The organism is Kibdelosporangium phytohabitans (assembly GCF_001302585.1).
GTDB classification, from domain to species: Bacteria; Actinomycetota; Actinomycetes; order Mycobacteriales; family Pseudonocardiaceae; genus Kibdelosporangium; species Kibdelosporangium phytohabitans.
This window is the reverse complement of sequence record NZ_CP012752.1, coordinates 6,381,122-6,407,081: the sequence shown is the minus strand read 5'-3', so window position 1 is coordinate 6,407,081 and position 25,960 is coordinate 6,381,122. Positions and strand designations below refer to the sequence as shown.

At 67.1% G+C, this 25,960-nt stretch carries 23 protein-coding genes and 2 pseudogenes; 9 read left to right on the top strand and 16 right to left on the bottom strand.

What is annotated here, in order from left to right:
* Window positions 1-425 precede the first annotated feature (425 nt).
* Genes AOZ06_RS60370 through AOZ06_RS28935 form a run of 4 tightly spaced genes read right to left on the bottom strand, consistent with a single transcriptional unit; the run spans window position 426 to window position 2,888 of the window.
* On the bottom strand, window positions 426-1,235 hold the full coding sequence (locus tag AOZ06_RS60370; RefSeq protein WP_225952935.1) for an alpha/beta hydrolase family protein: 810 nt from the start codon (window positions 1,233-1,235) through the stop codon (window positions 426-428).
* On the bottom strand, window positions 1,193-1,630 hold the full coding sequence (locus tag AOZ06_RS60365) for a hypothetical protein (RefSeq protein ID WP_225952934.1): 438 nt from the start codon (window positions 1,628-1,630) through the stop codon (window positions 1,193-1,195). Before AOZ06_RS60365 ends, AOZ06_RS60370 begins: the two co-directional genes overlap by 43 nt.
* Window positions 1,618-2,466: an NmrA family NAD(P)-binding protein gene (locus AOZ06_RS28940; protein ID WP_054292286.1), complete on the bottom strand. Its 849-nt coding sequence runs from the start codon at window positions 2,464-2,466 to the stop codon at window positions 1,618-1,620. Before AOZ06_RS28940 ends, AOZ06_RS60365 begins: the two co-directional genes overlap by 13 nt.
* Window positions 2,463-2,888: a nuclear transport factor 2 family protein gene (locus AOZ06_RS28935; RefSeq protein WP_054292285.1), complete on the bottom strand. Its 426-nt coding sequence runs from the start codon at window positions 2,886-2,888 to the stop codon at window positions 2,463-2,465. Before AOZ06_RS28935 ends, AOZ06_RS28940 begins: the two co-directional genes overlap by 4 nt.
* Before the next feature lie 85 nt (window positions 2,889-2,973).
* Here AOZ06_RS28935 and AOZ06_RS28930 point away from each other — a divergent pair, with 85 nt between their 5' ends.
* A complete protein-coding gene (locus tag AOZ06_RS28930; RefSeq protein ID WP_054296997.1) occupies window positions 2,974-3,582 on the top strand; it encodes a TetR/AcrR family transcriptional regulator in 609 nt (202 codons plus the stop codon).
* Between the two features lie 462 nt (window positions 3,583-4,044).
* Here AOZ06_RS28930 and AOZ06_RS28925 read toward each other — a convergent pair whose 3' ends face one another.
* From AOZ06_RS28925 to AOZ06_RS28900, 7 genes and pseudogenes are all read right to left on the bottom strand, one after another.
* Window positions 4,045-4,935: a VOC family protein gene (locus AOZ06_RS28925; protein WP_225953274.1), complete on the bottom strand. Its 891-nt coding sequence runs from the start codon at window positions 4,933-4,935 to the stop codon at window positions 4,045-4,047.
* A 96-nt stretch (window positions 4,936-5,031) separates the two neighbouring features.
* Window positions 5,032-5,613, bottom strand: coding sequence for an NADPH-dependent FMN reductase (locus tag AOZ06_RS28920; RefSeq protein ID WP_054292283.1), 582 nt, complete (start codon window positions 5,611-5,613; stop codon window positions 5,032-5,034).
* A 13-nt stretch (window positions 5,614-5,626) separates the two neighbouring features.
* Entirely contained in the window at window positions 5,627-6,364 is a 738-nt protein-coding gene (locus AOZ06_RS60360; protein WP_169799114.1) for an alpha/beta fold hydrolase, read from the bottom strand.
* Window positions 6,365-6,421: 57 nt separating this feature from the next.
* A pseudogene (locus AOZ06_RS60355) lies at window positions 6,422-7,540 on the bottom strand (FAD-dependent oxidoreductase); the annotation flags it as partial.
* Window positions 7,541-7,736: 196 nt separating this feature from the next.
* Window positions 7,737-8,432 (bottom strand): TetR/AcrR family transcriptional regulator, encoded by a 696-nt coding sequence (locus AOZ06_RS28910; protein ID WP_054296996.1) that lies wholly within the window; start codon window positions 8,430-8,432, stop codon window positions 7,737-7,739.
* Between the two features lie 191 nt (window positions 8,433-8,623).
* On the bottom strand, window positions 8,624-10,129 hold the full coding sequence (locus tag AOZ06_RS28905; protein WP_236951779.1) for an alpha/beta hydrolase: 1,506 nt from the start codon (window positions 10,127-10,129) through the stop codon (window positions 8,624-8,626).
* A 344-nt stretch (window positions 10,130-10,473) separates the two neighbouring features.
* Window positions 10,474-11,121: a TetR/AcrR family transcriptional regulator gene (locus AOZ06_RS28900; protein WP_054292282.1), complete on the bottom strand. Its 648-nt coding sequence runs from the start codon at window positions 11,119-11,121 to the stop codon at window positions 10,474-10,476.
* Window positions 11,122-11,177: 56 nt separating this feature from the next.
* On the opposite strand from AOZ06_RS28900, the pseudogene AOZ06_RS62215 reads away from it, so the two are divergent.
* Window positions 11,178-11,498, top strand: a pseudogene (locus tag AOZ06_RS62215) (FAD-dependent monooxygenase); the annotation flags it as partial.
* Here AOZ06_RS62215 and AOZ06_RS60345 read toward each other — a convergent pair.
* Window positions 11,451-11,669, bottom strand: coding sequence for a hypothetical protein (locus AOZ06_RS60345; RefSeq protein WP_054292280.1), 219 nt, complete (start codon window positions 11,667-11,669; stop codon window positions 11,451-11,453). The pseudogene AOZ06_RS62215 and the gene AOZ06_RS60345 overlap by 48 nt on opposite strands.
* Window positions 11,670-11,694: 25 nt before the next feature.
* Between AOZ06_RS60345 and AOZ06_RS60340 the strand changes: the two genes are divergently transcribed.
* The 3 genes from AOZ06_RS60340 to AOZ06_RS28875 all read left to right on the top strand — a co-directional run bounded on the left by AOZ06_RS60340 (window position 11,695) and on the right by AOZ06_RS28875 (window position 13,199).
* Window positions 11,695-12,132: an aromatic-ring hydroxylase C-terminal domain-containing protein gene (locus AOZ06_RS60340; protein WP_054292279.1), complete on the top strand. Its 438-nt coding sequence runs from the start codon at window positions 11,695-11,697 to the stop codon at window positions 12,130-12,132.
* Window positions 12,129-12,527 (top strand): RidA family protein, encoded by a 399-nt coding sequence (locus AOZ06_RS60335; protein WP_054292278.1) that lies wholly within the window; start codon window positions 12,129-12,131, stop codon window positions 12,525-12,527. Before AOZ06_RS60340 ends, AOZ06_RS60335 begins: the two co-directional genes overlap by 4 nt.
* A 318-nt stretch (window positions 12,528-12,845) precedes the next feature.
* The gene (locus AOZ06_RS28875) at window positions 12,846-13,199 is read left to right on the top strand and encodes a hypothetical protein (RefSeq protein WP_157233310.1); all 354 of its coding nucleotides are present in this window, start codon (window positions 12,846-12,848) and stop codon (window positions 13,197-13,199) included.
* A 189-nt stretch (window positions 13,200-13,388) separates the two neighbouring features.
* On the opposite strand, the gene vanX is transcribed toward AOZ06_RS28875, so the two are convergent.
* The 4 genes from vanX to AOZ06_RS28855 all read right to left on the bottom strand — a co-directional run bounded on the left by vanX (window position 13,389) and on the right by AOZ06_RS28855 (window position 17,278).
* A complete protein-coding gene (gene vanX, locus AOZ06_RS28870; protein ID WP_054292276.1) occupies window positions 13,389-13,997 on the bottom strand; it encodes a D-Ala-D-Ala dipeptidase VanX in 609 nt (202 codons plus the stop codon).
* Window positions 13,994-15,034 carry a D-alanine--(R)-lactate ligase gene (gene vanA / locus AOZ06_RS28865; protein WP_054292275.1) on the bottom strand — a complete coding sequence of 347 codons (1,041 nt, stop codon included), beginning with the start codon at window positions 15,032-15,034 and terminating at the stop codon, window positions 13,994-13,996. Before vanA ends, vanX begins: the two co-directional genes overlap by 4 nt.
* Window positions 15,027-15,932, bottom strand: coding sequence for an NAD(P)-dependent oxidoreductase (locus AOZ06_RS28860; protein ID WP_225953271.1), 906 nt, complete (start codon window positions 15,930-15,932; stop codon window positions 15,027-15,029). The genes vanA and AOZ06_RS28860 overlap by 8 nt, the downstream gene beginning before the upstream one ends.
* Window positions 15,933-16,264: 332 nt before the next feature.
* Window positions 16,265-17,278, bottom strand: a complete 1,014-nt coding sequence (locus AOZ06_RS28855) for a chorismate transformation FkbO/Hyg5 family protein (RefSeq protein ID WP_054292274.1) — start codon at window positions 17,276-17,278, stop codon at window positions 16,265-16,267.
* Here AOZ06_RS28855 and AOZ06_RS28850 point away from each other — a divergent pair.
* The 4 genes from AOZ06_RS28850 to AOZ06_RS28835 all read left to right on the top strand — a co-directional run bounded on the left by AOZ06_RS28850 (window position 17,198) and on the right by AOZ06_RS28835 (window position 25,958).
* A complete protein-coding gene (locus AOZ06_RS28850; protein ID WP_157233308.1) occupies window positions 17,198-18,382 on the top strand; it encodes a hypothetical protein in 1,185 nt (394 codons plus the stop codon). The two genes, AOZ06_RS28855 and AOZ06_RS28850, sit on opposite strands and share 81 nt — an antisense overlap.
* A 454-nt stretch (window positions 18,383-18,836) precedes the next feature.
* On the top strand, window positions 18,837-20,408 hold the full coding sequence (locus tag AOZ06_RS28845; protein ID WP_157233307.1) for a hypothetical protein: 1,572 nt from the start codon (window positions 18,837-18,839) through the stop codon (window positions 20,406-20,408).
* 202 nt (window positions 20,409-20,610) lie between these two features.
* Complete coding sequence (locus AOZ06_RS28840) at window positions 20,611-23,274, top strand: ATP-binding protein (RefSeq protein ID WP_063810127.1); 2,664 nt, start codon at window positions 20,611-20,613, stop codon at window positions 23,272-23,274.
* A gap of 59 nt (window positions 23,275-23,333) precedes the next feature.
* On the top strand, window positions 23,334-25,958 hold the full coding sequence (locus AOZ06_RS28835) for an AAA family ATPase (RefSeq protein ID WP_054292270.1): 2,625 nt from the start codon (window positions 23,334-23,336) through the stop codon (window positions 25,956-25,958).
* Window positions 25,959-25,960 lie beyond the last annotated feature (2 nt).

Sequence of the window (25,960 nt, the reverse complement as noted above, 5' to 3'; positions counted from 1 at the left end):
CGCGTCCATAGCCGTCACTGGCATGCGCGCGACCAGAGACGGCGGGGACGCGAAGCTGGTGACCATCCGGGCGTCGTTGTTCAGTGTCCACTGTGTAGCTAGGAACTGGTTGGTGTATACCGTGTCGAGCCACTCGTCACGCAGCGCGGGGTTGGAGCCTTCCACGAGACGCGTGGCGGGTTGTGCGTCACGGTGGGTCGAGGCGTCGGCGGGCCGAGTGCCTCACCGACGCCGAGCACAAAGCCGTCTCCCCTGCCGGTGTAAACCTGAGCAAGCCCTACGGCCGTTTCGGCTCACCTCGAACTTCGGGTCTGCCTCGCCCGGGCTGTGAGCGTGTCCGGCCCTCGCAGCGGTCCCGGGTCAGGTGCGATGAGGTGGTAGCGGGCCGGGTATCCGAGGCGGCACCCTGAACAAGGGCGGAAGGTCTAGGCGTCAGATCGTGTCGTCGAGCCAGTCGAAGATGCGCGCCCCGCCAGGCGAAGAGCACCGGGGTGGCAGTGAGCGTCGCCGCCTTCCTCCTCGGTGAAGGTCAGGAGTTTCTTCGGTGCTGTGAGGTGCTGGTACAGCTTGCGCGGATTGGGCTCTTCGGCGGCGGAGTAGAACAGGTCGGCGGCCGCTTCGCATACCAGGACGGGGCAGGTGATCTTCTCCGCACTTCCGTCGTGGAAGTTGTAGCGGGCATACTCGGCCAGGAATGCCCGGTCGGTCGAGGTCCCGGTGACGTAGCGGCCATGGTCGCAGGCCCAGCGCAGGGTCGGGCTCTGCGCACGGGCGTCGGCGATGAGCTGGTCGAGTTCCTCGTCGTGCTCGGCTGCCGCGCGCCGGACCACCTCGTCGTGCGGCAGCGGGAGGTGTGCGGTCAGGGCGGAGACGGCGTCGAAGACACCGTCGAGGGCGATGACCGCTGCGAGGCGCCGCTCATGGGCTGCCGCGCGAGGCGCCAGGTAGCCGCCGAGCAGCGCGATGCGGGCGGGGTCGACGCCTGGCTGCTGGGTGAGGAAGGTCAGGACGGGGCTGATCACGTTCTCCCAGTCCGGTCGAAAGATCAGCCCGTCGCGGTGGATGGCCGCAGGCTGCCCGGGGCCGTCGAAGGTCAGGACGTGGTAGCCGCGTTCCTGTCCGCCGACTGCTCCGAAGAAGTGCAACTCTTCAGCGGCGCCGTCGAAGCCGTTGTGCATCACCAGCGTCGGCCTCAGGCCCTCGCCTGCCGCCCGGTAGAAGTAGCCGTGCAACACGGTGTCCTCGTGTCCTCGTAGGGGATCTCCACGGGAGTGATATCCGGGAGGTGGGCGATGGCGTCGCGCACGCAGGCGACACCACGCCGGTAGGCGTGGTCGATGCGCGGGTCGTGGGGGTTGCCGTGCAGGAAGAACTCGGCCGCCCGGTAGTAGGTGGAGGCCCGCAGCAGCCCGTCCCTCGCGCTGACGGGCTGGCTCGCACGGGCTTCGGCCTCCAGACCCTTGGCGGTGGACAGCCAGGCGTCGTGCCAGCTGTCGTAGTCGCCGGAGGCGACGCGGGAGGCGGTTGCGACGACTTCACCGACGTCCGCGCCGCCGTAGACGACCAGGCCGAGATTACGCAGGGTCTCGAACCAGAACTGCTGATCGTCCTGGAACATCAGCTGCTGCATCGCGTCTCCCTCTCGACGAGGGCCCGGAAGGTGGACGGGGGCCGACCGGTGAGCCGCTGGACGGTGTCGGTGACGCGGTCCTCCGCCCCTTCGGCGATGGCGCGGTCCATGCCGGCCAGCATGGCGGCGAACTCCGCCGGCACCTCGGCTGTGAGGCGATCGCGCATCTGCTCGTAGGACAGACGGCGGTGGACGACGGACTGGCCGGTGACCTCGGTGATGATCGTGGCGATGTCGTCGTGGCCGAGTGCCTCGGGTCCGGTCAGGACGAGATCGGTGTTGGGGGCCTGCTCGTCGGTCAGCGCGCGTACAGCGACGGCCGCGATGTCCTCCGCGTCGACGAAACCGACGCGGCCGTTCTCGGTGGCGGTCCAGATGATGCCCTCGTCGCGGATGCCGTGGGCGTGCGCGTGTGTGCCGGTGAAGTTCTGCATGAACCACGAGGGCCGCAGTACCGCCCACTGTTCGACGAGATCGGGCAGGGCCTGGTGCACCGTTCCCACCGCCGGGCCGCCCTCGGGGATGGCCGAGGAGCTCAGCAGCACCGCGCGGTGCACACCGGCGGTGCGGGCCTGCCGGAGGAACGGGAGCATGGTCGCCGCGGGGTTGGAGTCGCCCAGGGGCGGTATGAGGTAGACGCGGTCGGCGCCGGCGAGGGCGGCCGCGTGGGTGGCGGGGTCGTACCAGTCGAAGGTGACCGGCTCGGCGTCGGCGACCGGGGTGGCCCGGCGGCTGGCGGCTTTGACGCGGTGGCCCGCGGCCGTCAGCTGTGCTGCGGTGCGGCTGCCGGTGGTGCCGGTGGCGCCGATGACCAGCGTGGTGCCGTTGGTGGTCATCGGCCGCTCTCGGTGAAGTCGGCGCCGGGTTCCCGGACGGCGAGGGGGTTCCAGTAGTCGCGGTAGGAGGTGATGTGTCCCTTTTGGACGGTCACGACGGCGATGTACGTCATGTCGAGGGGCGCGTTCGTTTCCACCAGGCGGCCGATGCCGCGCATCTCGACCACGATGGTCTCCGGATCGGTCGTCTGGTGGATCCGCAGGGCGGGGAAGTCGTGCAGGTCGATGTGGTCGGGATAGTGGCGCATGTAGGCGGCGACGGCCTCCTTGCCCTCCAGGCGCCGGGGCCAGCCGTCGGGGGCGAAAGGGAACTCCATGACGCCGTCGTCGGCCCACAGGGCGACCCATGCGGAAATGTTCTTGTCGAGCAGCAGCCGCAGGCTGTGGCGGTAGAGCTCGGTTGGTGAAGTCGGTGCGGACATGGGTATTCTCCAGTTCATGAATCCGGACCTCGGGTCCGTTCCAAGAATATGGACCATGGGTCCGCTTTGCAAGCGGAGGAGGAGCATGCCGGAGCCCAGGTCCCGCAAGGACGCCGCCCGCAACCAGGAGGCCGTACTCAAGGCCGCCGACACACTTTTCGCCCGCCACGAGAGCCCCGAGGATGTCACCATGGCCGACATCGCGGCCGCGGCCGGCGTCGGCAAGGGCACGCTCTTCCGGGCCTTCGGGGACCGCGCCGGGCTGCTCCGCGCACTGTACGAGGCACGGCTCGAACCGATCAGGGAGGCCGTCGAGGCCGGCCCACCGCCCCTGGGACCCGCGACCCCACCGCAGGATCGCGTGCCCGCCCTGCTCGATGCCGTCCTGTGCTTCAAACTCGACAACCGGCGCCTCGCGCTGGCCTTGGAGGAAGGCGGGAGTAGCAGCCCGTACCGGGCCGAGCACTACGAGCGGTGGCACAGCCTGCTCCGAGCCGTGCTTGAGCAGATCCCCGGCTTGACTGACAGCGACTTCACCGCCCATGCCCTGCTCGCCGCCACACGAGCCGACCTCATCGAGCACCTGACCGGAGAAGAGCGTATTCCGCGGGAAAGAATGCGGGCACAGCTAGCGAACTTCGTCACCAGAGTCCTGGCCTGCGGCCCGCTGCAAGTGTTGACCGCCGAGGAGTGATCGAAGGATCAGGCGAGTCCTTGATCAGCAGGACCTCTCGCAAACGACCGTTTCTGCGAGACCTTCCGGCAGGGTTGCTCGACGGGGCGAACAGAGCTCGAATTACTCTCAGAACCCGTTCTCACGCAAAAGCGACACCAGGAAGTTTCTAGAGGCGTTTGTGAGAAGATCCGGGGATGGGTAGCGCGCAGAACTCCACTGCCGCCGACGACGTCGACGACGAGCGACAATCGACGGACGTGGTAATCCCCGTACGGGGTCGGCTGTCGCAGATCGTCGGGCGTCACCTGGTCGACCAAGCTTCGGATTGTGCCCAGGGCTGACTCGACCAGCCCGAGCCGTGCCTTTGTCACATCCATAGTGGACGCCAATGTACGGGCACGCGACTTCAATCCCGCTTCATCGACGCAGAGGGCCGGTCTGTGACTTGTACCGACGGCTTTCCCGTCGACGTCCATCAGGTCAGAAGGTTGGCGTGCCCAGCTTCGCTGTTGGTTGTGCGGCGTCGAGTATGGAGAAGCGCAACGGGTTTCCGGAGGGGTCGTTTGTGGTCAGGCCGCTGTCGGTGTGCTGGTACGGGTGGCCGGCGGCAGCGAGGCGTTCGGCCAGTTCCTGGATCGCTTCCGGGGTGGAGAGCAGCAGGTCCACGGAGGTGAGGCGGGCGGTGTCGGGCCCTGCGGGGGTACCCCCGTTGGGGCTATACCAGTTGGTGCAGACGAGGAGACTGCGGTAGTCGTGTGCGCCGACGCCAACGAATCCGTCGCCTATGCGCGCGTAGACCTGTAGGCCCAGCAGGTCGCAGTAGAACCGCGTGGTGCTGGTGAGGCCGGCGTCGGTCACCTTGAGCTGGACGTGACCCATTCGGGTCTCGGCTGGCAGTGGGGCGGAGGTGCTCGCGCCGGGCTCGGCGAGCAAATCCTCTACTGCGATCGGGGTGTACGCCAGGACAGGCAGGTTGTCCTCGGACCACTGCCATTGCTCCCGCGGAGTGGTCCAGGTCGCCTCGAGCGTGTGGCCGTCGGGATCGGCCACGTAGCACGACTGACTCACGAAATGGTCGCGCAAGTCGATGTCGAGCCCGGCATCCACGTGCCGCTGGGTGAAGCGAGCCAGGTCTGCCCGGGTGGGCACCAGCGGAGCGAAGTGACTGAGCCCAGGACTTGACTGCGGCGGCGCGACGGCCCCGGCCGCCTCGTACAGCTCGACAAGCGCCCATCCTTCCACCCCCAGGCGCGCTCGTTGCGGCTGGCGATCCAGCAGGCGGAAACCGGCGACCTGGGTGTAGTAGCGCACGCTGCGTTCCACGTCGGCCACGGTCAGCGTGACCGGTCCGAGGGTGAGTGTCGGGTCCATCCGATAGTCGGTCATGGTCGGCCTTTCATCCGTGCTGCGACTCCACGAGAACAGGGCACGCTGGGGTGCCGTCTTGGGCAGCAGGAAGGAGGTGTCTCAGGGCGTTGCCGGGACTGCGCCACGGCGGGTCTGGGCGAGGGCGTCGCTCCAGGACAGCAGCTGGTCGAGCATCGCCGTCAGGGCGGGGCCTTGGTGCTGGCCGGGGGTGAACGTGGCGCCGAAGTCGGCGAAGTCGGTGCGCAGGTTCAGTACGACCTGTGCGGAGACGTCCGCGAGCTGCAAGGCAGCCAGGACCGGGCGCAGTGCTTCGGCGGCGCGCACGCCGCCGTCCACGCCGTAGGAGACCAGGCCGACGGCTTTGTTGTTCCACTCCGCGTAGACACGGTCGAGGGCGTTTTTCAGCACGCCCGGGAAGGAGTGGTTGTACTCGGGGGTGACCAGCACGTAGCCGTCGTAGGCGGCGACGGTCGTGGCCCACCGCTGGGTGTGGGGGTGGGTGTAGCGGCCCATGGCGGGCGGGAACGGTTCGTCGATTTGCGGCAGATCGAGCTCGGCGAGGTCGATCAGGTCGTATTCGGCGTCGCCGCGCTGGCGGGCCTGTGTCAGGACCCATTGCGCGACGCGTTCGCCTGCCCGTCCGGGGCGGGTGCTGCCGAGGATGATCGCGATCTTCGTCATGACGCCTCCAGTCTCAGTGGCCGGTAGCCGGGCCCGCGGAAGTGAGGAAGGAGTCGAGGACGGTGAAGACCGCCTGGGGCTGCTGACGGATGGGTACGTGCCCCGCGCCGGGGATGATGTCGAACCGGGCGTGTGGGAACGCCGCGGCGTAGGCGCGGCCGAACTCGGGGCTGACGGCAGTGTCGTTGGCGCCCCAGAGCACCAGCACCGGGCAGGTGACGGCGGACAGGCGGGGCAGCAGACCGGCATCTGCCATGGCCGGCCCGGTGTAGGCGCGCATAGCGGCCATCGACTGCGCGGGTGGTCCGCCCTGCGCCGCCGCTGCCGGCGGCCGATCGGGCACGGTGATCTGCTGGCCGGGCACGACGGGGCCGATACCGTCGATGATGACGAGCTGTGAGATCCGGCCCTCGCGGTCGTCGAGTGCGGTCTGGGTGGCGACCCAGCCGCCGAAGGACGTGCCGATCACCGTGACGTCGCGCAGCCCGAGATGGTCGAGCAGGTCGAGGTAGGCGGCGGCGAGGGCGGGGACGGAGTCCAGCTCGTCAGGCCGTGCGGTGCCGTCCCAGCCCGGGTGGGTGGGCACCACCACCCGGTGATCCGAGGCGAGCTGCTCGACCAGGGGTGCGAGGTCGTCGGGGCCGGGGCCGCCGTGCAGGACGAGAACCGGGCTGCCTGTAGTGCCGGCCTCGCGCAGTTCGACATCGAGGCCGAACCGCAGCGGGATGGTGCGCCGAAGGGGTGTCGTCATGGGTTGCTCCTGGACGCGGGTTGGATCGCCGGGGGCGCGGTCACCGGCCGAGCCGGGGCTGAAGAACTCGACCATCCACTCCAGCCCCCGCTGGCCGAACATCGCGTCCAGGTTGGCCGCGGACTCGACGGCGGACGCCGCACTGCGCGGGAACAGCGCCTGCTCGTACGCGGCGAGGGCTGCCTCGGTGTCGCCGGGGTGGGCGGCGACGGCCATGGCGAGTTCCGCGCCGTCGAGCATGGCCAGGTTGGCGCCTTCCCCCGCGAACGGGGACATCAGGTGGGCGGCGTCACCGAGCAGCGTCACGCCGGGGACGCGGTCCCAGCGGTGCCCCACGGGCAGGGCGTGGATGCGGCGTGGGGTGATCGCGTCCGCGTCGGCGACCAGGTTGCGCAGGCTTTCGTCCCAGTCGGCGAAGTGGGCGAGGACCGCGGTCTTGGTGGCGGCAGGGTCGGTGAAGTCGACGGTGTCCAGCCAGCCTTCGTCGATCTTGAGTGCCGTGTAGCAGTGCAGGCTGCCGTCGGTCTCGCGGTGGGCGAGGACGGCGCGCTCGGTTCCCAGGGCCACGAAGAATCCGCCGCCGATGACCGCGGCGCTGCGCGGGTGGCGGGTGGTGGCGTCGATCAGGTCGGTTTCGACGAAGGAAATGCCGGTGTAGGCGGGCGTGGCGGCGGACAGCAGCGGCCGGATCCGCGACCAGGCGCCGTCCGCGCCGATCAGCAGGTCGGTGGTGATGCTGGAGCCATCGGCGAAGGTCACCTCGTGGCGGCCCTCGCCCAGCGCCCGCGCGCCGGTCGCCTTCCGGCCCCAGTGGATCGTGGCTTCGGGCAGGGAGTTCAGCAGCAGGTCACGCAGGTCGCCGCGGTCCACCTCCGGCCGGTCGCCGGTGCCGTCGTCCTCCTCCGCCACGTGCACCGTGCCGTCGGGCCCAAGCACGCGCACGGCCTGACCGCCCTCGTTGACGATCTTCAGGAACTCGTCGTGCAGGCCGGCGGCGTGCAGGGCTTTCTGCCCGTTCTCCTCGTGGATGTCCAGCATCCCGCCCTGGGCGTGGGTCGTTGGCGCTCCCAGTTCGAAGACCGCTGGTTCGATGCCGTGGAGGTGCAGGACGCGGGCGGCGGTCAGACCGCCGAGACCTCCGCCGATGATCGCCACCGGGAAGTGGGAACTGCTCATGGGACCTCCGAAGTCCGTGGGATACGCCTGTGCTCGCCGAGCGGTCGCGGCCAGCCCGGTGTGGGTCCGTCAGAAGACGTGTGCCCCTGGGCGGCAAGCGAGGATCCCGACGACCACACCGTAACGAACATGTTTGTCACGAACAAGTTCGCCTGAGGCGAATCCCAGCCACTTCTCGTCCTGCCATGTGAGCCTGTCAGTCCGTTGCGCCCGGCACGGGCGTGTGCGTGATGCCGTAGATGAGGACGTCGAAGCTCCACCGGATCCGGTCCGGCATCGTGCCGCTGATCAGGGCGGGCATGTGCGCGGTGATCGCCGGGTGTGTGGTGGCGTCCACGGCGTGCAGCGCACGCACGGTGGCATCCCAGTCGTCCTCGGAGGTGGGGTCGTGCCCCTGCGTCGCGTGCTCGGCCGCGGTGGCGGTCGCGTCCTGGAGCAGCTTGTCCAACCCCCAGGCGACCTGCTCCCGGCTGGCGCCGCTGCGCGACAGGAGGTCAAGAACGCGCTCCACCAAGCGCAGGTAGTTCTCCCCGCTCGGCCGGGCGACGAGTGCGGCCCGCGCCAGTGGCGGGTGCTCGAACAGCACCCGGGTGTACGACACCATGACCGCGCGGAGCTGCTCGCGCCAGTCCTGCTCACTGTCCCGCCCGGTCAGATCAACCTCGCCGAGCAGGCGATCCAGCACGGCCGCGTGCAACTCGGCGGTGTTGGCGACGTAGACGTACAGCGACGCCGGACCGGTGTCCAACTCCTGCGCCAGCCGACGCATCGTGGCCTTCTCCAGCCCCTCCGCCCGCATGATCCGCACGGCGGTGTCCACGATCCAGCGCCGGGACAGGGCAGGCTTCGCCGGACGGTCCCGGCGACTGATCGGCTCTTTTCTCGCAGTCATGACCGGAATCGTAACGAACACGTTCGCCGACCTGGGGTTTCCGATGAACGCCTCGCGCTCGACTCCCTGCTGAGGTCGTGAATTCTCGACCTGCACGGCGCACGCAACGACCTCGGGTGCGGTGGCTCCGGGTTGCGCCGCGACTGGTGCACAGCCGGATTGGCACCGTTCCAGGCCTGACTGCGATCAGTTCACGGGCAGGACTTGTCCTCTCGAGGTAACGCACCCACGGTGAGAAAGCTCTTCAACGTGTCGATGGCGCACCGGCTCGGCTCCGGATGCACGAGCACGCCGTGCCCACCAGCGTCCACTGTGACCAGAGAGGCGTCAGCGCCCATCGCTCGCCGCATGCCCTGGGCCGTCCGCAACGGAGTTGCTGGGTCGCGCAGGTTCTGCAGGATGAGGACGTTTCGCTTCCCAGTGGGTTCGATCGTCGGCTCCGGACCTGTCGGCGCCACTTTCCATGCCGCACACGGCGCGATGTTCGCCGGAGCACCTGCGGTCAGTGGGAACCTCGCGCGGTCGACCAGAGTGTTCAGCGCATAGGTGAGGGTGTGCCGGGGCCATGCCTTGTCCGCGCAACTGATAGCCCAGCCCACCGAGAACAAGTTGTCGTGCGGCACTCCTTTCAGCACGCCCTTGGTGACGAAGTCGGTGGTCAGACCGACCAGGAAAGCACGGTCGGCTTCCGTGGCGTTCCCAGCGGCGACATTGGCCGCGGCCCGCCAAAGCTGGGCCATCATGGGGGCCGGGGAACCTGGCGTGCTGCGCATGCTTGCGTCGCTGTACGAGAGCTGCCACGTGTAGAGGCGCACAAGGTTGCCGTTGATAGGCGCTGTGGTGCCCGGCAGTTCGACTGGATGACGATCGAGCTTCGCGGTCAGGGCCAGGTAGTTCTGTCGTATCGCGCGCTCGGTGCTGCCGAGGCGGACGGTGTCGTTGTTGGCGACCGCGAACCGCGCAAGGTCGGGCCAGCGGTCCTCCATGGCGGCGCTGAACGTGCGGAAGTCGTCGTAACCGCGCTTGGCGGGATCGACCGAGCTGTCGATGACCATCCGGTCGACGGTCCGGGGAAAGAGCTCTCGATAGATCGCGCCGAGATAGGTACCCCACGAAACGCCGTAGTACGACACCGTGCGTTCACCGAGGGCGGTGCGGATACGGTCCATGTCCCGTGCGATGTTGGCCGTGGTCAGGTGCGGCAGCAGTTCGCCGGAACGCGCCGCGCAGTGCTTCGCCATCTGCTGGGCGTAGGCCACATTGTCGCCGATCGACCCGTTCGCGCGGGGGAAGGACAGTACCCCCAACTGCTGGGTGCGGATCAACTCGTCGATGTCCCGGCCGCAGTCCATGGGGGTGCTGTGCCCGATGCCGCGCGGATCGAAGGCGACCAGATCGTAGCTGTCGCGTACCTCTGCGGGCAGGAAACTGCCGATTGCCGTGGGTACGTCCAGACTTGCGCTGGGCCCGCCGCCATTGAGGAACAGGACGCCTTTGCGTTGCTCCCGCTTTGCCGCTGGGATCCGCGACACCTCGATCTCGATGGTGCGCCTCGTCGGTGCCCGGTAGTCCAGTGGCACCGCCAATCTGGCGCACTGTTGCGGCGCCGGAGCGCCAGTCGGGCATGCGCCCCAGCCAAGAGCCTTTCCATCGGTCGCTGGCTGCTCCGCGGTGGCAGTCGTCCCGGCGGAAAGCACAGTCGCGAGAACGACGCCGGCGAGCAGCGGCCCAACAGCTGACTTGTGCCGGTCGGCGCGGGGAAACTTGATCGATCGCATGCAGTGACCGTAGGAAGAACGGTCATGGCTGACGAGCCCACACGCTGCCTGGAATCTGGTACAGCAGAATGGATTGACAGCCTTCGCGGCTCTGGCGCGACCACCAGGCGCGGCGGTCTCCCGACATGCCTGCTACCGCGAGTACGGGCATGCCCAGCTTCGAGCTGCGAGTGCGCGGAATTCGTCCTGAGACGGAGTCACTCGGATAGTCGATCACAGCCGGGCTGTCTACGGGAGGAACGTGCCCCGTGACCGGTTCATCATTAGAGCAACTCCGCGGTGAGCAGCCCCAGGCCCTGTTCGAAGAGCTCGGTCAGATCCGTTCCCGTCAAGTGATCTCGTCCCTCGGCGAGATGTGGATAGTCGCCGTCCCGGATCGCCGTGCGCAGTTGTTCGATGCCGGCGGGCAGGTCCGGGTCGGACTGGATCGCCGCTTGTTCCTCAAGGGTATGGCCTGTCGTGAAGTGCAGGATCAGTAGCGCGGTCCGCATCGCCGCTGCGGTGCCGAGCCCGGCCTCCCGTAGGGTGCCGTTGAGGGCTTCGGCGAAGCCCAGGGTGTTCGGTCCGATGGCGTGCGTGCCCGCGTACACCCGCGCTCCGTCGCGATAGGACAAGAGTGCGGTGCGCAGGCTTCTGGCCAGGGTCCATACCCGTTCACGCGGTTGGGTGATTCCTTCGGCCGCGTCACGACAGTCGCTCAGCATCGCCTCGGCCATGGCGGTCACCAATGCCCGCTTGGTGGGGAAGTAGCTGTAGAGCGTGCCCACCTGGACTCCGACCGCGGTGGCCAGTTTCCGCATGGTGAGCCCGTCAAGTCCCACTTCCTCGAGCAGCCGGAGTGCGGCGGCGGTGACTTGGGCTTGATCGGCGGCCGGCGGCCGTCCTCGGGTGCGGGGCTGGTGCGGGGTCATGTTCGGACGAGTCTAGCAGCGTGTTTGACAGCTTCTCGGTTGCTCAGGATGCTGGCATGATATTAAATGAACGTTGTTCGAAAATAGGGAGAACTGTGGACGCCGATGTGGTGATCAGCGGAGCGGGCCCGACCGGCCTGCTCCTCGGCGCTGAACTGGCACTGGCCGGAGTAAGGGTCCGGATACTCGAACGACAGGAGGCGCGGCACGGGAAGTCCCTTGCCCTCACACTGCATCCCCGCAGCATCGAGATCCTCGAACTGCGCGGCATCGCCGATCGGTTTCTCGCCATCGGCCACACCGTCCCGGGCTGGCATTTCGCGGGCCTGTCACGGGAACCGGACTTCTCCGTCCTGGACACCCGCCACGGTTACACCCTGTTCCTGGAACAGGCTCGTACAGAACAACTGCTGGAAGAACGCGTACGGGAACTCGGGGTCGGCTGGGCCCCGCCGGGCCTGCTGGACACCTACCACGCGGAGCGCTTTCCGGTGGGAGAAATGGTCAACGACAACGCCCAGGCTCAGACACCGCTGCTCGAAACTCACCCTGGTATCCGACTATCGGCGCCCGGTGATCGCACTGCGCGGGCTGTTGGACTCGCTCCTGAACATCCCCGAGGTCAACGCCCAGCTGGCCGGTCTCGTGTCCGCGCTGGCGACGTCCTACACGGCACCGGACGACGATCCGCTCGTCGGCACCCGCATGCCCGATCTGTCGCTCGGCTCACCCGACTCGAGAGTCTCGAAACTGGTGCGCAGCGGCACATTCGGCTACGTCGACTTCATCGGGGACGGCGCGGCGCAGGTCACCGAGGGCTGGAAGGGCCGGATCACGGTGGCCACCGGTGGCGATCGGACCTGGGCCGAGGACGTCAGCGAAGTGCTCGTCCGACCGGACGGCCATATCGCGTGGGTTCGCCGCGAGAACGACTTGCCGGACCCCGCGGTCCGGGAAGCGGGGCTCACGGCCTGGGCCGGAACCCCCGAGCGTGCGGCGGTGCGGCGATGACCGAGCCCGAGTACCTGACGCCCGCAGGCCTGTACCACATTCCCGGGGCCTCCACCCCTGTCGTGCTCGTCCCCGGTGCCGACCTCGTCTTCCTGTCCGGACAGGTCGCCTGGGACGAGCACGGGAATCTGTGCGGAACCGACCACGTGACCCAGATGCAGCGGATCGCACAGAACCTCCACACCGCGCTCGCGGCCGTCGGCTGCGGACGTGAGCACATCATCAAGGAAACCGTGTACGTCGTGGACTACCACCCCGGGCTGATCCCCGGACTCTTCGCGGCACTGCGCCCAGGGGTGTCCGCTCCTCCGGCGAGCACCCTGGTCGGCGTCACCGCGCTGTTTGCTCCCAGCGTGCTCGTCGAGGTCGAAGTCGTCGCGAAGGTGGCCGCCTGATGAGTTACTACGTCCTGGTGCACGGGTCGTAGTGCGGCGGCTGGGTGTGGGACAGGGTCGCGGCGCGGCTGTCCGAACAAGGGCACGTCGTCGTCGCGCCCACTCTCGCCGGCCCCGACGACGCTGGGAACACGGTTTGCGGCGGCACATCGACGACGTCAGCCGACTACTCGACGACCAGGCGATCCTCGTCGGCCACAGCTACGGGGGCATGTCGTCGCAGGTGTCGCCGATGCACGTCCGCGACAGGTTCTCGAAGCGATCCACCTCGACGCTTTCCTTCCCTCGCCCGGCGAGTCCGCGTTCGACCTGATGCCGATGATCCGGCAGCTGTTCACCGACGCGGCGGTGTCCCACGACCCGGCCGGCCGGACCGTACCTCCGTTCGGGCTCGACGTCCTCGGATTCACCGACCCGGACGTGATGTCCCGGCTGCGGCTGATCGGCATAGCCACCCACGAAGAACCTCTGCCGTCGGCCGAGAGCGGCAGCAAGCGGCCACCAAGCCGTTACATCCTCCGTGGCGACCGCTCTCCCTTCGCCCCCATGGCCGCCCGCGCTCAAGAGCAGGGAGCTGAGTGCCTGACCATCGAAGCAGACCACTTAGGACTATGGACAACGGACGCTGACGTGTACGCGGCCATCACCGGAAACAGGAGGAAGCCACTATGACTGTCGAGATCGAACGAGCGTGAAACGGCAGCCGTTTCCGGAATCTCTTGCGGGACATGTGTTCGAACTGGCTCCCTGTGGCCACGGAACGCGCCGGTACCGACCACGCCATCGTGCACACCCCCGGCGGCGACTATGGACGCGACCTGCTGCGCCAACACCTCGCTCGCCGTCATCCGCAGCACCGCACTAAGTGATTTGGAAGTCGAAATAGGACGCCGGGTAGGGTTCGTCTGCCAGTGTGTAGTGCCACCACTCGTACTCGTACGAGTTGAAACCGCAGGCCTCCATGATGGAACGAAGGGTTTGGCGGTTCCTTGCCTCGGTCTGGGTTATGCCTTGCGCGCCATGGTGGGACAGCGTGTCCATCAGGTCATGGTCACCGCCCATGGGGGCGAGTTCACCGGATGCCTCGTGGTAAAGCGTCAGATCGACTGTGCTTCCCCGGCTGTGGCCGGATTTCGTGGCGACGTACCCCTTGGTGAACATGTCGGTCCGGTTGATGTTCGGATAGTGCCGTTGCTTGGTCCGGCCATCCTCCGGCTGTTGTGACCAGAGCACGAATGAGTTCACCGCGCGTTGCGGGCGGTATCCGTCCCACAGGAGCAGGCCGAAACCCAGGGCCGCGGCCTTCTCCCGCGCATCCTCCAGCGCCATGCACAGCGCCCTCGTGCCGACGATCCGGTTCGTCAAGTATCCGTCCACGGGCTTGCCGGTGAAGTTGTCCCAGGTGGCGTACTTGGCATCCCACCGTATTCCGGGCAGGAACTCGTCTACGAAGACGAAGTCGCCGTTCACTGAGTCTTTCCCGTCAACGTCAACGACACCAGCCGGTCGATCATCTCGGCGAGTGGCAGTCCCGCGGCCGCCATCATCCTCGGGTAACGGCTGTAGGATGTCAGGCCAGGTAGAGTGTTGACTTCGTTGAGCACGACGCTTCCATCCTCTTTGAGGAACATGTCGACCCGTGCGAGTCCCCGGCAGCCCAATGCGCGGTACACCTCCTTCGCCGTCTCCATCACGAGTGAGCGTGACTCCGCCGAGATGTCCGCGGGAACGATGAACGTCGAGTTCTCGGACCCGCTTTCCGGGGTGTCCTCCTGGTGGATCCTGAAGAAACCGTGCGACAGTGCGATCCGATCAACCTCACCGGTGAACAGGTCCACGTCGTTGCCCAGGATCGCGCATCCGATCTCGCTGCCGACAACGGCCTCTTCGATCAACACCTTGGAGTCGTACTGGCGCGCTGTTTCCACCGCGCTCGTGAGTTCATCGCCGTGAGCCACCTTGCTGACGCCGAAGGACGAGCCGGAACGCGCCGGTTTGACGAAGACCGGGTAGGTGAGTTCGTCGGGATGGACGGTTTCGTCCGCGGTGACGACGCGGAAGTTCGGCGTTGCGATTCCGGCGCTGCTCACGACGGTGTAGGTGAGAGCCTTGTCCATGCACAGGGCGGAACTCTGGACATCGCAGCCGACGTACGGGATGTCGGCGAGCTCCAGCAAACCCTGGATCGCGCCGTCCTCACCGAGCTTGCCGTGCATGACCGGCAAGACGACGTCCAGGTGGACAGTGGTGTGCCGTCCCTCGTCCAGCACGAGCAGTCCGTGAACGCTTCGGTCTGGCGACAGAACGGCAGGGCGGCCGTTGCCGGTCTCCCAGTCCGAGTCCGGGCCGTCGCACAGCCACCAGTCGCCGTTCTGGGTGATGCCGATGTAGAACGGCTCGTACTTGTCGGTGTCGAGGTGGTCGGCGACCTCTCGCGCGGACTTCACCGACACGGGGTGTTCTTCGGAACACCCCCCGAAGATGATGCCGATTTTCAATCTATCCACGCTGGTTCCTGCTTTCGAATTCCAGGCAGTTGGTGATGGAGTTCGCCACGATGTCGCTCAGGGAGCGGTCCGTGAAGTAGGCGGTGTGCGGGCTGACGACCACGTTCGGCATCTGCTGCAGCCGCGCCAGCAGTCGGTTCTCGATTGGCTTGTTCCTGCGGTCGACGTAGAAGATTTCTTCCTCGCCTTCGACGACATCAAGCCCTGCTCCGCCCAGCCTGCCGGTTTCCAACGCCGCGACAAGTGCCTCGGTGTCGACGAGTGGACCACGGGCGGTGTTGATGACGATCGCGCCGTCCTTCATGTGCTCAATGCGTCGACGATGCAGAAGATGTCGCGTGCGCGGGGTCAACGGCGTGTGGAGCGTGACGACATCGCTGCGCTGCGACAATTCGTCGAGAGGGACGTAGTTGGCGGAGACGGTGGGGTTGATGTCATAGGCCAGAGTTCGGCAGCCGAAACCCCACAGCCTGTCGATCACTGCCGCACCGATGCGCCCTGTCCCCACGACGCCGACGGTCAGGGCACGTAGTTCCCTTCCGCGCACGTCACTCAACCTGTAATCGTGGACATCTGTCCGCCTGAGTGTCGATTTCGCGTTGCGCAGCACCATCAGCATCATCATCAACGTGTAGTCGGCCACGCTGTCGGCCGAATAGGTGACGTTCTCGACCGCAATTCCGATGCTGTTCGCGTAGTCCACATCGATGTGGTCGTATCCGACGCTCCGCGTGGAGATGTACGCCACGCCCGCCCGCCTGAGCGCGAGAAGGGTGGAGTTCGAGACGCGGGTCTTGTGATCGACGCTGACACACCGGTTCCCGAACGCCATCTCGACAGTGGCTTCGGAAACCGCGTCCGCTGTGATGGTCGGCATCACGCCGAAGCGGGGCGCCATCTCGCTGAACAGGGCGGCCTCGTCTCGTCCGCAGCCGTAGATCGTGATCCCCGTGGCGAGGTCGGCCGAGGACTCCGGCGCTTGGATGCGGCGGTCCGTTGTTCGTGCTGGTTCGTTGTCGGTCATGCCCGCCATGGAGCCCCCTCTACGTCGGCACGGCACGGGAGGCGCGTGTGGATTGCCACGGTTGAAGATCCATGCCGAAAACGCAACAGGATCAGGGGAAGTTTGGCCGGAAGGGAATGGAAGGAGGGTGCGTTCGTGCACAGCCGGAGATTCGGCAGACTGGTTGACGTGGTCGCCCTCTCATCCCGTGTGTATGAGGAACGGCGCTAGGTGCTCAAGGTGGCAGTGGCCTCGATCTCGACCAGAAGGTCTGGGCGGCACAAGTCCGTGACGACGAAGCCGATGTCGGTGGTTTCACCGAACGCGATGTGGCACCGGTGGCGGACGTATTCCACATCTGCTTGGTGACGGACGTACACCTTGACCACGTGGAACTCGATGGACCCGGTGTCATGCAGGTTGATCACGGCGTGTCTGCGGAGGTTGTCCCGGCCGGTCAACGAGGCGAGGTTGCCGAAAGTGGTGCGGCACTGGGCCGGGAGGTCATGTGCGTGTGCCGTCCTGTGTCCGACGATGCTCGCGGTGCCGGAGATCAACAGAAGGTTCTCGTCTGGTAGGAACGCGGCGCGTGTCAACAAGGGCGGCCTTGAGCCGTGGCGTTCCGGATAGCGATAGCCGGGGATCTGGCGGGTGTTCTCGACTGCGAGGTGGCCAGTGCTGCGTCGGGCCAACAGGTAGAAGGTGACGCCGTCGTCGAGGGTGCCCACTGTGGTCGCGGCGGGCAGCCGGACGTAGGGGAGCGCCAACTTGTCGAAGGCGACCCCGCGACCCCGGCAGAAGTCCTGGTAGGCGGCCAGGCCGTCGGCGTTGGCCTGGTCGATCCGGCCGACGAGGTTCCACATCCGGAACACGTGCGGGTAACCGAGGTTCGCCGCGGTTTCGAACGCGGTGATGTACGCGTCACGGACGTCTGAGCCGTAACTGGCCGCTGCGGGCACTTGTGCCGCACAGAACGCGTACTCCCCATCATGGCCGTAGGTGACTCCGTTCGCCTGCCCGGCGGTCACGCGCCGGTTCGTGGTCCAAACCTCCGCGAACTGGGTTGATCTGACCGCCACGTCGACTGTCGGTGCCTTGCCCGGGTGTGATCGAACGGCCGGAGAGGAGCTGATCGTGGTGTACCGCACGACACCGAGCGGATGCTGGACACCGCCCGGGGCGTCGAGTACACAGGTCAGCCTGTCGCTTGGGCCGTCCTGTCGCGCAGTTGGCTGGCGCATGACCGCTCTCCTTTCGTGCACGGGTTTGTCCGTTGGCAGACTGCCCGCAACGATCCCGTTGAACTGTCCTTTGTGGCTTATTCGTTCGTGGCATTGTCCGGATGTACTCCGCCGGGTGGTCCGTTCGTGCAGACATCGCGTCTGTCGCCGACCTCCGCGACGCGGGACGCAACCCGATATGTCACGGCGCGTCTTGGCGAACAGGAATCGAAGCTACGAGGGGACAAGCGAATGTCTGCTATACCAATGAAGATCGCCACTGCCGGAGCTGCTTTTGCCATGGCAGTGCTGCTTTCGGCGTGTTCGGGCCAGGATGCGGTCGTTCCGGTGGACCCCGCCAGAGCCGTGCCGAAGGAGCAGGCATCACGATTGCTGTCAGGTGCGGGAGTGCGGAGCAATGCTGGCAAGGACGTCAACTGCAGTGCGTACGGTGGCGGCAAGGTGGGACAACATCAGGCCGACTTGATCGCGGTCGAGACGGAGGCCGGAACGGTCGGGTGCACTCAAGCCTTCACCGTCGTGGCCGAATACACCAAGAACATCGGCAGGTCCAAGGGAACGGACCGGGAGCTGGAGGTCCAAGGTTGGCGGTGCATGACGGACACCAGTGCGAAGGGCGCAGGCTCCATACTCTGCACCGACAACAAGTTGCTCTTTTACACCGACGTCACCAATGGAAGCAGCGTGGCCAACCCGCAGAACGAAGGCACCGGTCATGGTGGCGCCAAGGTGGACAATCCGGATCTGCGGTTCCCGAACACCACTCAGACCGTCCAGCTGACCGGTTACGACAGCAAGGTGCAGATGGTCGGCTTCAAGCTGGTGCAATGGGTGGCGGGTGGTGCGAACAACGGGCACTTCGGCGAGGTCCAGGGCGACACCGCCACGCACCGATTGCCGCTGGCGGACAGCCCGACCGTGCGCAGCGCGACCGGCGTCTGCCCGACGGAGCGGCCAGCCGTCGACGGCAACGGACACGGCACTGCGCCGTGCAGCAAGGAACGCCTGGTCAACGCCTTGCTGCAGGGTGGCAAGTTCACCGCCCAGATCAAGATCGACGGCGAGGACCGCATCGTCCACGTCACCGAGATCTACACGCCATGACCGCACGGTGAGCCGGTGTGGAAGCGATTCGCTCATTGGGCACTTCGGGTTCCCGAACGTACTGCGTCCCGCCGCGGCGGAGTGCGCGCCAATGCCAGAAGTGCATGATGCAGGGTGAGGACGAGCCACCAGGCAGGCTCAATACAACAGTGCGGTGGGCAACAGCGTGTCATCTTCCGCTGCGCCAATGCCAGTACGCCAATGGTGCAGGGAGTTCGTGGACTGATCATCGAGCCGTGGCGGGGTGGTGAGCTGCCGTCGAGCGACGAGATCTCTGATTCGAGGGGACCGAATGTCTTTGCTTGGCAAGATCCGGGAGCGAACGCGCGCCGGCACAGCGTGTGGCAGAACCAGAGTCGGTGCGGCAGTGGTAGTGCACGATCCGTCTGGAATCACGGCGGACGCCCGGGCGTTGGCAGCGTCACTCCACCCTGATCCCGATTGCGATCTGGTGGTGGCGGATCTGCCTGCCGAATCGCCGGCCGAGGTGTGGGAATCGTTCGCCGCGGCTGTGCCGAAGGGGAAACGCCCACTGCGTCTGGTGCCCGGCAGACGGCCCCGCGAGATCGGCCCGCACGTGGGGCAGTGGCTTTCCGAGCGGATCGGCCGGGTCGTGCTGGCGCCGTACGGACTGGTGCACCCCGGTACCGCAGGTGTGTTGTTCGTGCATTCCGTGGCGAACAGCGGCTGGCTGTGGTTCCAGCGCGGGCAGGTGATCGGGCGGGAAGCGAAACGCTTTCCCCGGCCGGCATGGGACTCGCCAGCAGTCGCGGAGGTCGTCGCCGCCGGTGTCGGCGGTGTGGCCGAGCCGTTGCCTGCCGGACTCTGGATCCGGCCGGAAGGGGACACCGGGACGGTGTCCGCAGCGCGTACCAAGTTGGTCAAGGCTGTGCCTTGTCACCCCGGTGCTCTGGTAATCGTGCTGGGTTGCCCCGGTGCCGGTGATCTCGCGTTGTCCAACGTCGCCGCGATCTGGCAGACGTTGCCGGACGACATCCGGGCCACGGCTCGATTCGCCCGGTTCGGTGGCTTGGTCCTGCCGCAGGACGGCTCCACCGGACAGGCGTTGGCCGACGTGCTCAACGCGGAAGTGCGTTGTTACACCGGACTGCCGACTGGCTCTGCGGAGGCCTTGGATGTGCTCACGCTGCGCCCGGACGGCTCGTACGGCTGGAACACCTTCGCGCAGGGATTCGCATACCGTCCCCGAACCGTGGGTGGCACGCCGGAACCGCCACGCCTATGGGTCTGCCGACCACCCATCGCGGATCTGCCCGAAGCTTCTCCGGGAGTCTACCGGTACACCTCGGACACCGTGATCGAGGTAGTGGAATCAGGGCTGTGGATCCGTCCTGGCGAAGGGGACGCAGGCCCGTCCGATGCCCGGACTGTGCCACTCGACCCGGCGGGCAGCCTTGTGGTGTACGAGTCCGCTGACCCCGCGCAGGCCGACCACCTCCGGACGATGGCGGAAAGCCTGCTGGACAGGCTCGACCACTCGACCGTTCTGACGACGACCGTGGTGCCAACGACGGCCTTGACCAGTCGGCCGAAGGCCGAAGCTGTCGTGGCCGCCCGACCGGTCAGCCGCCCGCAGGCGGGCAATCAGACGCGACCCGCCGTGGCCGAGGAACCGGTCACCGAGGTGCTGGTCAGAAACCAGGTACGGCGGGCTGGGGCGGAGAGGCCGGGTGGTCGGGAGGGCGTCGATTCGGTTGTGCCCGAACGGCCGGTCAACCGCATGTCGATCAAAGAGCGACTCGAACCGGCCGCAACGGGTGGCGGGCACGTCGATGAGCCCGCCGACACCAAGTTGCCGTTGCTTTCCCGGATGATGGATACCCTGACCGTCCCGGCCCCTGACTTCTCCGCCGAACCGGGGAGTCTGTCCCTCGACACCGACGACGCACCGACGGTTGCTGTGGCCACGGTTGCCGCCGAGCAACAACCGAGGCATGAATCCGATTGGCTGCGGCGCACGGTCACCGAGGAACTCGACAGGCAAGCCGGTCATGCGAAGAGCTGATCCGCGGTCTACCAGAGATCTCCGCGGACCCTTGAGCTGATGTGGTCACCAACTTCGTTGCGCGTAGCCACTCTCCATCCAGGGAACGAGCCGGCGCTTCTTCGGACAGATAGGTGTTCTACCGGTTTGCCCGCCAATGGTGCACATCGGGTTCCCGTTGGTCATGGATCCGGTCGTCGTCGAACCCAGGTGGTGGTTGTGAATGCATGATGCGGATGTGCACGCCGTAATCGCCACTGATCGGCCGCTGGTGCTGGTCACCGGCCCGTCAGGGATCGGACGGACGACCTTCCTCGGCCGGGCAGAAGAGCACCTTTCGAAGCAGGGTAAGCGCGTGTCAGTGATTCGATTCACTCGCGGCGGCGACGCGGTGGCGGTGCGACTGGGAGGTCCCGACTCGGTCCACTCGTTGATCGGGCCGGTCGCCGGCGCACAGAGGGAGGTGGAGGTCGCGCGGCGAGCCGCAGCGGTGGCCGCGAACTCACTACTGGGAGGCGACCACCAAGCCGCGCTGCTGGTTGACGACGCGCAATGGATCGATGACGATTCGCTGGCTGTCCTGGAGGCCCTTGTACGCCGGCTGGCCGGGACGTCGGCGGTATGCGTGTGCACCGTCCGTACGCCTGTGACACAGGTTGACCGGATCGACTGGGCGCGGAAGTTGCGTGACGAAGGGCTTCTGCGTTCGGTGCGGCTGCGTCCGATGACTGCGGCCGAGATCTCCCGGCGGTTGACGGCGGTGACGCTGGCGAAGCCCGATGATGAGCTGGTCACCCGCGTTGGGCAGCTCAGCCTCGGTGTTCCCGCGGCGGTGCGAGACTCCATTGAGACGTTGTGGCGCACCGGAGCCATCCAGGTCTTCGGCAACCGCGCCTACCTTGTGGCCAGCACGCAGGCGGTGGACGCCCCTCAGAACAATGAATTCGTTCGGGTGATTCGTGGACTCGGGCAGCGCGCCCATGCGGTGGCGAAAGCGGTCAGCGTGTTGGCGCCGTTCGGCACGGACGTACCTCGGCTGGTCGCCGCATCGCTCGGGATGGCGGAGCCGGATGTCGTGGTGCTCTTGGAAGCCCTGGTACGGGAGGGCATACTGCACCGTGGTCGCCGTGGGAGCTCGTGGCGGTTTCCGGTTCCGTTGGTAGCCTCTGCGCTTGTCGCGGGCATGGGTCCGTTCGAGCGGCGACGACTCGCGGCGAAGGCCGTTGACGCGGTGTGGGCTGGCGAGGTGCGGTGTGCTGATGTGGACTATCTGACTGATCTCGTGGCCGACGCCGGACGACTGGTCGATCCGCAGCGTGCGCTCGACGAGCTGCTTCGCCGATCCGCCGAGACCGGTTCGCAGGCCACCGAGCGCGCGGTGCACTGGCTCGGCGCGGCGATCGAGCTGGCCAACAGTCGCATCCCGCGCGTGCGGGCCATGCTCGCGCATACGGCCGCATGTCATGCCCTGGGGGACTACGAGCGCGGCCTGCGGGGCGCGCTGCTACTGCTGAACGACTTCGCCGACCAGCTCACGCCGGACGAGACGCAGGAAGTCCACGTGATAGCGGTGCACGCTCTGAAGGGCGTACGCGATACCGAGGCGTTGCGGGAAATCGCGGGTCTTCGGCGTCGGTGGCCGGGCGATGACACCGTGGGTATTGTGACCAGGGCGTTGGCGTACAGCATGTTGGACTGCTGGATCGCAGTGCGTGATCTGCTGACGCGGACCGAGGACCTATGGCGGTCCGGCAACCCCACGTCCGTCTTCCACGGTTCTCGTCTGTCCACAATGGCAGCTTTGTGGACTGGCCGCGTCGAGCCTTTCGAACACTGTCTCGCGGACCCTGCGCAGTGGCCGATGCCGGACGGCCCGCGGTTTCGGATCGAGCAGGTGAACTCCTGTGCGACCGCCCTGCTGGTCACGGGGGATACCTGCCGCGCCGAGAAGCTGCTGATCGACGAGGACCTTCCGGTCGCGAGCGTGCGGCTCGGCAATCGCGCGTTGCTCGCGGCGATGGTCGGGCGTGTCGACCTAGCCGTCGAGCTGGTTACGCGAGGCATCGTGAGCGGCACGGGGCACGGTCCTGACGCTGGATCCGCCGCGATGTACCTGAACGTCGTCGAGGTGCTCGTGGCGCAGGGAAAGCTCACCGCGGCACGGGAGATGATGCTCACCGCAAGAGAAGGCGACCTGGTGCTGGGGCATCTGCTGGACATCGCCGAGGCCCGGATCGACCGGGCGTTGGGGGAGAACGGCCGCGCTGCGGCGAAACTACGCCACTGTCTCGACAAGACCGGGCAGGGGCTCCTGATCGGTGCCGATCTCTGCTTGTCGGAGCTGGCAGACGTGGCGCTCGAAGCCGACGACCGGCAGGAGGCGAGGCGGTGTCTCGCCGAGATCGAGCGCCTCGCCGAATCCATGCCGACGTCTCGCGTGCTGACGCAGGCCCAACTGGTGCGTGCGTGTGTGTACCGATCCCGGCAAGCCGCGGACGACAGTCTCCGCCTGGCGAGAGAACGCGGCCAGCCACTCGAACTGGCCACGACGGCGACGCGACTCGTCCAGCACGGGGCGGCCGAACCGACGCTGCTGAGCGAGGTCTACGACCTGCTGGGTGAGCTCGGCGCCTTGCTGTACCGGTCGTGGATCCGCAATCTCATGCGGGAGCACGGAGTCGTTGTCCCCGGTCGCAGAGAGACCGTCGCCGAGAACGAACGTGTGCTCGCCATGCTCGCTGCCGACGGGTTGACCAACAAACAGCTCGGGATGGCGTTGCGCACCAGCGAGAAAAGCGTGGAGGGCCGCCTCAGCAGGCTGTTCGCCCGAACGGGCTACCGCTCCCGGATCGAACTGTCGACCGCGATGTTGACCGGTGAGTTCTAGTGGGCTCGTGCCACCGCCGACGACGAACACGGGTTTTCGACACCGGAAAGGACGCCTGGATGGCGCGGCAGAAGTGGGAGTTCGTGGGCAGACGGGAAGAGATCGACGCGCTGCGGCTGCACAGGCACGACCGGGCGCTGGTGGTGCTGCGCGGCCGGAGGGGCAGCGGGCGGAGCGCTCTGCTAGCCCGGATGTGCCAAGAACTGGCCGGCGACGGAGTGGTGGCACTCGATGTGTCCGGCGCGGCGGAACGCCCTGCTTGGGACGAGTTCGGTGTCCGGGCCATCCTCGGCGCGATCCGGGAGCGGTTCGAGGACCTCGGTGACCGGGCACGGCTCACCGACGGCTTGGACACGCTGAGCCGACTGTGCACGGAGGCTGCCTACAGCTCGCCGTGGGGCAGGTTCCAGCTGCTGAACGCGCTCGCCATCGTGTTCACCAGAGTCGGCAGGGACGGCGAAGTCGTTGTGGTGGTGGATGACGCCGACCGGCTTCCCCAGCCCGGTCCCGCGCTGGCGGCGGTGCGCCGAGCTGGGCACGTCGTGCTGGCCTCCTGTGCTGTGAGCGCCCGCGGCGAAGCCGCGGAGCTGTGTGCACTGGCCGACCAAGTGGTCGAACTCGGGCCGCTGTCCGGCGAGGAGGTGGACAGCGTGCTCCGGCATACCGCGGGCGCACCGGTCGACGACCAGCTCCGACATGCCTTGCGAGAGGATCTCGGTCCGCTGTACGGAAACGCCGGAACGCTCGTGTCCACAGTGGCCGAACTCAGACGGCGAAGCAGACTGGTGACGGTGCACGGGCACGTGTGCCTTCGCGATCCCCGGGAACCGATCCCGTTGTCCACCGGACACCCGCTGCTGAGCGAAGTGGGCACGTGCGGGGCCCTCGGCCGTGACCTGGTGTTGCTCGCCGCCTCGGACGTCGGCTTCGGTATCGACGAGATCCCTGTAGTCGCCTCCGCTACCGGTCGGTCACAGCTCGACTGCGGGCGGGCCGTGGACCACCTGGTTCTCGCTGGGGTGCTCACGGTCGACGCAGCGGGACGGCTCACCGTCAGCTGCCGGGCACTCGGCACCGCCGTGTCCGAGCACGACGACGCCTCAGAGCTCCATAGGGCGATCGCCGCCCATCTGCTCGGTGAGGCCGCGCGGCCGGACGTCAGACCATCCGTGCTGGACGGACACATTGTTGCCGCAGGCCGTGCACTGTCACCCCGGGCAGAACTGGTCGACCGGCTCAGCCAAGACGAACGTGTTGTGTACGCTGCTCATCACACCGCGCACCGATATGTGGCCTGGTGGCACGCCGGGGAAAGTGTTGAGCGCTCGCAGATGGCGGCAGATCTTGTGCTCCTGTTGGTCCATACGGCCGACTACGCACGGCTCGCGCAGTTCATTGGAGAGCTGGCCGAGAGCTCTGCAGAACGACCGGAAGAACTGGCCGCAGCCGCCGTGTTGGCGGCGCTCCACCTCGGGCGCCCGGTCTCTGCGGCAGTCCGTGCCGCAGTCACCGGCCACGGGTACGAGCCTGCTGCATTGACGTTCTGCGACCAGTGGTTCGCCGGTGCCACCGTCCAGCTCAACGACATCGAGTCAGCCTTCGCGCCGCTACGGCATTGGTTCGCCGTGCCGACGGTCGAGGGGCATACGCCGTACAAGCGCAACCATAGGCTCGCCACCGAGCACGCCTTGGCCATGCGCGACCTGGTCCCCGGCTTCGAAGCTGTGCTCGGCTCGCACTACAGCACCCCGGTGAAAGGCCCGCTTGCGGTGTACCACCGGGTAAACGCAGGCTACGCGGGGGAGGACTGGGCCGCAGCCCTCAGTGCCGCGCGGGAGCTGGAACTTGACCCGTGTGCCGACGAGCAGGCCCGGCAGAGCGCCCGTCTGCACGCCGCGGAAATGTGCGCTTGGCACGGGGATGATCGTCGGGCGACAGGCTGGCTGGCGTCAGTGTCCGAAGAGGACTGCGCATTCCCATTGCTGCGCGCCTGGGTGGACGTCGGTCTGCGCTTCCACGCCGGTGACGCCGCCGGTGCGCTGACGGCGGGCTGGAGTGCTTGCGACCGCGCGCAGTCCCAGGATGCCGTGGGGTCGTACCGCCTGCTGCGCAGGATGGCGGAAATCGCGGTGGACTCCGGGAACCTGCTCCAGGCTCGCCGGATACGAGCCGAGGCCGTGCGGAGGTACACACGGCAGCGGACTGCCGACACGCTCGAGACCATGCTGTACGTCCATGGGGTCGTCGACACGGACAGCACGCAGGCGCAGGCTGCCGAACGGATGATCCGCGCCCGGAACAACCGGTTCGAGTTGTCGTTGGCCTGCCAGGTGGTCGGCATGTCCTCCGCCCAACCCCGCAGGTGGCTGCGGGAGGCGTTCGAGATCGCGCAGGAAATCGGGGCGGACAGGTTGACGACACGGGTGAAGCGGACGATGGAGGACCGTGGCGTCATGGTCTCGGTGCCGCGCGGCAGGCGCGATCAGCTGACCGAGACCGAGTCGCGGATCATCGAGCTCGTCCGGCTCGGCCGGACGAACCGGCAGATCGCCCTCGCGGTGCGGATCAGCGAGAAAACCGTGGAGAAACACCTCACCAGGCTGTTCGCCAGGGCGGGCCGGCGGACGCGGCACGGCCTCGCGACGTCCGGGCTCGGTGGGCGGCCGGAATCGCTCGGTGCGTGACA

Coding starts and splice junctions, on each gene's coding strand:
- AOZ06_RS60365 (WP_225952934.1), bottom strand. CDS start 1,630: ATGCAGCAGCTGATGTTCCAGGACGATCAGCAGTTCTGGTTCGAGACC.
- AOZ06_RS28940 (WP_054292286.1), bottom strand. CDS start 2,466: ATGACCACCAACGGCACCACGCTGGTCATCGGCGCCACCGGCACCACC.
- AOZ06_RS28935 (WP_054292285.1), bottom strand. CDS start 2,888: ATGTCCGCACCGACTTCACCAACCGAGCTCTACCGCCACAGCCTGCGG.
- AOZ06_RS28930 (WP_054296997.1), top strand. CDS start 2,974: ATGCCGGAGCCCAGGTCCCGCAAGGACGCCGCCCGCAACCAGGAGGCC.
- AOZ06_RS28925 (WP_225953274.1), bottom strand. CDS start 4,935: ATGGACCCGACACTCACCCTCGGACCGGTCACGCTGACCGTGGCCGAC.
- AOZ06_RS28920 (WP_054292283.1), bottom strand. CDS start 5,613: ATGACGAAGATCGCGATCATCCTCGGCAGCACCCGCCCCGGACGGGCA.
- AOZ06_RS60360 (WP_169799114.1), bottom strand. CDS start 6,364: ATGACGACACCCCTTCGGCGCACCATCCCGCTGCGGTTCGGCCTCGAT.
- AOZ06_RS28910 (WP_054296996.1), bottom strand. CDS start 8,432: ATGACTGCGAGAAAAGAGCCGATCAGTCGCCGGGACCGTCCGGCGAAG.
- AOZ06_RS28900 (WP_054292282.1), bottom strand. CDS start 11,121: ATGACCCCGCACCAGCCCCGCACCCGAGGACGGCCGCCGGCCGCCGAT.
- AOZ06_RS60335 (WP_054292278.1), top strand. CDS start 12,129: ATGACCGAGCCCGAGTACCTGACGCCCGCAGGCCTGTACCACATTCCC.
- AOZ06_RS28875 (WP_157233310.1), top strand. CDS start 12,846: ATGATCCGGCAGCTGTTCACCGACGCGGCGGTGTCCCACGACCCGGCC.
- AOZ06_RS28860 (WP_225953271.1), bottom strand. CDS start 15,932: ATGGCGCCCCGCTTCGGCGTGATGCCGACCATCACAGCGGACGCGGTT.
- AOZ06_RS28850 (WP_157233308.1), top strand. CDS start 17,198: ATGCTGGACACCGCCCGGGGCGTCGAGTACACAGGTCAGCCTGTCGCT.
- AOZ06_RS28855 (WP_054292274.1), bottom strand. CDS start 17,278: ATGCGCCAGCCAACTGCGCGACAGGACGGCCCAAGCGACAGGCTGACC.
- AOZ06_RS28840 (WP_063810127.1), top strand. CDS start 20,611: ATGCATGATGCGGATGTGCACGCCGTAATCGCCACTGATCGGCCGCTG.
- AOZ06_RS28835 (WP_054292270.1), top strand. CDS start 23,334: ATGGCGCGGCAGAAGTGGGAGTTCGTGGGCAGACGGGAAGAGATCGAC.